The organism is Acidimicrobiales bacterium, from assembly GCA_035533095.1.
Classification (GTDB): domain Bacteria; phylum Actinomycetota; class Acidimicrobiia; order Acidimicrobiales; family Palsa-688; genus DATLUM01.
Map to the genome: position 1 here is coordinate 1 of DATLUM010000025.1, position 4,894 is coordinate 4,894.

The 4,894-nt window shown below is 69.5% G+C and carries 3 protein-coding genes and 2 pseudogenes; 1 reads left to right on the plus strand and 4 read right to left on the minus strand.

The annotated features are described in order from the left end of the window. Nucleotides 1-338: 338 nt before the first annotated feature. Nucleotides 339-1,241: pseudogene (locus VNF71_02710) on the plus strand (ISL3 family transposase). 579 nt (nucleotides 1,242-1,820) lie between these two features. Here the strand turns inward: VNF71_02710 and VNF71_02715 are convergent. The 4 genes and pseudogenes from VNF71_02715 to VNF71_02730 all read right to left on the minus strand — a co-directional run. Next, nucleotides 1,821-3,080: pseudogene (locus tag VNF71_02715) on the minus strand (recombinase family protein). 340 nt (nucleotides 3,081-3,420) lie between these two features. Then, nucleotides 3,421-3,735, minus strand: a complete 315-nt coding sequence (locus tag VNF71_02720; GenBank protein ID HVA73461.1) for a hypothetical protein — start codon at nucleotides 3,733-3,735, stop codon at nucleotides 3,421-3,423. Continuing rightward, nucleotides 3,732-4,163 (minus strand): hypothetical protein, encoded by a 432-nt coding sequence (locus VNF71_02725; GenBank protein HVA73462.1) that lies wholly within the window; start codon nucleotides 4,161-4,163, stop codon nucleotides 3,732-3,734. The genes VNF71_02720 and VNF71_02725 overlap by 4 nt, the downstream gene beginning before the upstream one ends. Before the next feature lie 336 nt (nucleotides 4,164-4,499). Continuing rightward, nucleotides 4,500-4,894, minus strand: a 395-nt coding sequence (locus VNF71_02730) for an AAA family ATPase (protein HVA73463.1), incomplete at its 5' end; no start/stop codon positions are given.

Below are 4,894 nucleotides of genomic sequence, written 5' to 3' on the forward strand. Positions count from 1 at the left end.
GCGCTGTTGCCGACGCCACCATCCCTATCCCCACCGTCGAGATAGACCGCCATACCCGGGCACCGGAGTCGGTTCGGCAAACCCAGCCCGCCGCTGGTGCTCCAGCCGGCCGAGCAAGCCAGATGGTACAGGCGCCCGCCCTGGGGGGTGGGCGGAGCATGTGTGACATCGTCAGTCACGCGGCGGACCAGTCGCGCCGGCGGCATCGAACACGTGCCGGCGAAGAGTGGCTCTTCTGACGTTTCCGTGGGTGCCTTGACCTGCTGAGACGCGGCACACGCCGTCCCACGCCTACGATTCCCGGCTGTGTGAGGCTGGGTCGAAGGGAGTGGAACGGCGTGCGGTACGCGAGGGTATGGGAACGGCTGCTGGGTGTCGAGCGCACCGTGGTGGACCAGGTGGTTTTCGACGAAGACGAGGGGGCCATCGTGGCCTCGGTGCACCCCCGCAAGGGTGCCGCCCGTCGCTGCGGTGTGTGCTCACGTCGCTGCGCCTGGTATGACCGGGGCGAGGGACGACGGCGATGGAGGACGCTTGACCTGGGTGCCATCCCAGCCTACTTGGAGGCCGACGCCCCGAGGGTCTCCTGCCCCACCCACGGGGTGGTGGTCGTCGCCTTCCCCTGGGCGCGCCACCGGGCTCGCCATACCAGGGACTTCGAGGATCAGGTGGCCTGGCTGGCCGCTCAGTGTTCTCGCTCGGCGGTGGAGGAACTGATGCGCATCGCCTGGCGCACGGTGGGGGCCATCGCGGCCCGGGTCGTCGCCGATGCCCACGGTCGGGCCGATCCGCTTGATGGTCTGCGCCGCATCGGCATCGACGAGATCGCTTACAAGAAGGGCCACCGGTATCTGGTCGTGATCGTCGATCACGGGAGCGGCCGGCTGATCTGGGCGGCGCCGGGCCGGGACAAGGCCACCTTGAACCGGTTCTTCGACACCCTCGGCAAGAGCCGATGTGCCCGGCTGAGGGAGGTGTCAGCCGACGGGGCGGAGTGGATCGCCACCGTGGTCCGCTCCCGCTGCTTGAACGCCCGGCTGGCCATGGACGCCTTTCATGTGGTGCAGTGGGCCACCGACGCGCTCGACGAGGTCCGACGCGAGGTGTGGAACGCCGCCCGACGCGACGGCGGCGACCAGGCGCTGGCCGAGCGGCTCAAGGGGTGCCGGTATGCGCTGTGGAAGAACCCGGAGCACTTGACCGGCCGCCAGCGGGGCAAGCTGCACTGGGTGGCCGTCACCAGCCGAACGCAAACCGAGTTCGCTAGACACCGTTGTCCGGCTTCTGGGCGGTCGTGGCGAGTTCGTTGTGGGAGAAGGCTTGTTGGGCTTGGGTGATGGGCGGCGGTCACCGTCAGTCGGTCCGCCGTCGAGCGGGATGCGCAGGCGGATCTCGACCTGCCAGCCGGTGACCCGGACTTGTTCGACGACGAGGCGGATGAGACGTTGGCGTCCGTCGAAGTCGAGTCGGTCTAGGCCGGCCGCGCTCGTTGCGGCGAAGTCGCCTAGACGCTGGCGCAGCCGGTTCCGGCCGGCGAGGTCGTGGTGTCGTGCGGTGAGCTCGGCGTGCTCGGCTTCGAGTTTGGCCCGGCGGGCGGCGACTTCTTTGGCGCGGCGGTTGAGCTCGGCCGCGGTGATGAGGTCGGCCTGGTAGAGGTCGGCGATTCGCCGGCGTTCGGCGTCGGCGGCGTCGACACGGCGGGTGAGCTTGGCGAGCTGGGCGATGAGGATGTCGTCGTCGGAGGGTGCGTCTCGCCCGGCGAGCGCGCTTTCGCCGGCGACGAGCACGTCGGGTCGGGTGAGCACGGCTCGGATCTGGTCGAACACGAAGACGTCGAGCTCGTCGGCGCGGATGCGCCGTTCGGTGCAGCGTTTGTCCTGCCCGCCGGCCTTGATCGGGTCGTGGTTCGAGCAGCAGTAGTAGCGGTTGGTCTTTCCGTTGGACGAGGGCATGGGCTGGACGTAGGCCTTCACGCCGCAGCGCCCGCACACCACCAGGCCTCGCAGCAGCCACAGCCCGGGTGTCGTCTTGCGCGGCGAGAACACCGAGTTGTCCCGGGCGGCGGCTTGGGCGGCGGCGAAGAACTCGTCGCTGACGATGGCAGGCACAGCGACGTGAACCCATTCTTGCTCGGGGCGTGCCCGCCGGCTGGTGCGGCCACCGGGTGCGGGCACGTACTCGTGGCGGTACCAGGCCGCCTTGCCCGCGAAGGTGGGGTTGTTGATCAGCCCGTTGATCGTCGAGCTGGCCCACAACGCCTTGCCGGTTGGGGTGGGGACGCCGTCTTCGTAGAGGTGGCGGATGATCTGGCGCAGCGAGGTCCCCGACGTGTACTCGGCGAAAATCCGTCGCACGACGACTGCTTCGGGCTCGTAGACCTCGAGGCGGGCGGGGCCGGCGTCGGAGCGAGCGACCCGCCGATACCCGTAGGGCACCTTCCAGAAGATCGCTTCTCCGGCTCGCACCCGATACAGCTTGCCCCGCCGGTAGCGTTCCGCGATTTTGGCCCGCTCGTACTCAGAGATCACGCCTTGCATCTGGATCAGCAGCCGCGCCTGAGGGTCGTCGTCGATCGGCGGCGAGTCGGTGAAGACCATAGGCACGCCCAGGCGGGTCAGCTCGTCGATGATCAACACCTGGTAGGGGAACGAGCGGGCCAGACGGTCCGGTGACAGGCACCACACCGCCTCGAACGCGCCGCCCTCGGCGGCGTCGCGCAGGGCGTCGAGGCCGGGGCGGTCCAGGCGGGCCCCCGAGTAGCCCTCGTCGGCGTAGGTGGCGACAATCTCATGCCCGGCGGCCGTGGTGCGCGCCACGAGCACCTCGAGCTGGGAGCCGATGGTGCCCCGGGCGGCCTGGGACTCGCTCGACACCCGGGCATACAGCGCGACCCTCATCGTTGTCTCCCCTCGGAACGGGCCCGGGCAGGTTGACGTGGCGGAGACTCGGGGGCTGGCGGTGCAACAGCCGGGGAGGGCAGACCCACCTCGACAAGGTCGGCCACGGCGACCGGCAACAGGCAGCTCGGACAAAGACCGCCGATGCCCACGCGGGACATGAACGTCCGGCAGTCCACGCATCTTTGCTCGCCAAGCGACCTGGCCCCACACGAACCACACTCATAGACGGTGATCGGCCGACGGGGCCGGCCGGGGCCGGGGACCGCGACCGGAGCGGCGGCCGGTTGGCGGCGGCGGCGCCACGCGATCTTGCGGCATTCCCCGCAGTACAGCCTGCGGCCGTTCGGCGTGAAGCGCTGCCCGCAGACCGGGCACGGGATTGTCGCGGTGTCGTCGCCCGACGGGAGTTCAGCCTTCACCGTCGCCTCCTTCGGCTGGGGCGGCGTCGTCTTGTCAGCCTCGCCGGCGCCCCGGCCGCTTTCGTCGCGCGGTCGTCGCGCCACGGCGTTGCCGATCCGGCTCACCGCAGCCCATCCTCGCACGCCGTCGAGCCAAGCCGCTCGGGGTCGTCAGCCCACCCCAACAACAACGCGTAGCCGGCGGCCAGCGACTGGGTGCGCGGATCCTCATACGGGGACCAGGCAGGCCGGGTGGCGCCGACCAGGCAGGCCACGAACACCGGCAGGGTGGCGGGCCGGGCGATGAGCCCAGCCAGCCCGACCCGCGCGAAGCGGGCCGCCGCCGGGGTGGCAGGGGTCAAGCCCGCCAGCGCGGCAGCCCGCAACGCCTCGTAATCGCCTTGGGCAGGCTCACCCACCGGCCAGAACCGGTTCACCGCCGCCTCGCCTTCTCGACCGTACGCGGATGCAACAAGACCCCAAAGCGCGCCTGCACCTCCCGGGCTAGCTCCGCCCCCGACGCGTCGCCCGACGCCTGGGCCAGAAAGCCGACGATCTCCTCGCTCATCTTGAGCGGGCCACGACGCCCGGGCCGATCGTCGAGCAGCCCGGCCATACCCCGATCGGCGAACGCCGCCTCCACCAGATAGAAGCTGGGCCGTGAATAGCCGTGCGTCGCCGCCGTGGTGGTCACGTTCACCCCATCCACCACGTGGGCGCGCAACATCTCGTACTTCACCTGCACCTTGTCGACAGCGAAGAAGAACGGGTTCCCACCCACGAAGACCGGTGCTGTCACCGCCTCCGGTCTCGGGTGTACCAAGCCTGCGACCTCCAGCGACGCCCGACGGCTCTGATGGCTCATCGTACACCTCCTGCCGCCGCTCGATCGACGACGGCGCCAAGTATGTAAGACGATTACCACCGAACGTGTGCGGACCCCCCATCCACCTCGAACCTCTCGCCCTATGATACCTTTGAACTACAAGAAATACTCGATCAGACCGTGGATCGGTTGCGCTCTTCTTGGCTGACATCAAGGTGTACACCACTAGACAGTTCCATCCCTCCGCCGCAACGGACGGCGCTCCCTGCGAGTGTGCTGCACCTGCAAATACAGCCCGCTCCCGGTCGCATCACACCGAAGCGTGGTGCGAAACGCCAGGTTTGCGTTCGGCTGGTGCGCTCGGGAATCACCCACTTACTCGGTCGTCCCGGACGGGAGGCCCTCAACGTGGGCCCGTGGTTGACATGCCGCTGCCACCGGGCGCCCCCACGTCGAGGATGACCAACATCCCCGGCTCGATGCCGTACCACCCCTGCCACCCCGGTCGAGCTGCTCAGTTCGGGTGCGGGGGGCGTGCTCGAAAAGCAGCTTGGCGGTGTTCACGGTGGCGATACCAGAGTCGGCCGCCAGTGTCCGGGCCGCGGTCTCGGCCACCGCCAACCCCAGCACCGCACCCCCAGCCGCCTGCCACACCCCGGCCACCGTGGCCATGGTGTGGGTCTTGCCGGTCCCGGCCGGGCCGACCAGCGCCTCCACCCGCCGTCCCGAGGTCAGCACCTGGCGGGCCGCTTCGGCCTGGTCGACACCCA

Bases quoted from the DNA above. Each gene is read 5' to 3' on its own strand.
- VNF71_02725 (HVA73462.1), bottom strand. From the start codon at position 4,163: ATGAGCCATCAGAGCCGTCGGGCGTCGCTGGAGGTCGCAGGCTTGGTA.